The sequence below is a fragment of the Schleiferilactobacillus perolens DSM 12744 genome, assembly GCF_001435585.1.
Lineage (GTDB): Bacteria > Bacillota > Bacilli > Lactobacillales > Lactobacillaceae > Schleiferilactobacillus > Schleiferilactobacillus perolens.
Genome location: NZ_AZEC01000068.1, coordinates 1 through 519, shown reverse-complemented (window position 1 = coordinate 519; position 519 = coordinate 1). Strand labels below are relative to the sequence as shown.

The 519-nt window shown below is 43.4% G+C and carries 1 protein-coding gene; it reads right to left on the bottom strand.

The features are described 5' to 3' along the window. On the bottom strand, positions 1–519 hold a 519-nt coding region (locus FD09_RS15650; protein ID WP_157053872.1), incomplete at both ends, for an IS3 family transposase.

Here is a 519-nt window from a genome sequence, read left to right as displayed (position 1 = left end):
GGTCAGTATGGACAGTCGTCCGATAATCTAACACCGGTATTTGATTTAGGGCTTCTTTCAAAGGCTTTAAAGCGAATTCAACGGTCGGGTGGTCACTGATATTGAAAGCCAGAACCTCTCCATTGAAGAGGTCGAGGACTGGTTCTAAATAAACCCGTTCATTTTGGCTTTGGTTCCCATATCGAAATTCACTGACGTCGGTGACTAACTTCTGGTAAGGCCGATCTGTTTTGAATCGTCGCTTAAGTCGATTTGGGGCGATGACGCCAACAGTTCCCTTGTAAGAATTATACTTTCGTTTCTGCCGATTAAAGGCGCCACATAGCCAGTCTTGTTCCCGCATAATCCGTAAGACCCGCTTATGATTGATTTTAAAGCCATAAGCGTCATGTAAAGCACCGGTTATTCGTCGGTACCCGTATTTCCGAGTATATTTTGGATCTTGTTGACGAATCTCATCAATTGCCTGAATAATTTGTGAATCATCTAAGTTACGACCACGATGCTCCTTAGCATAAT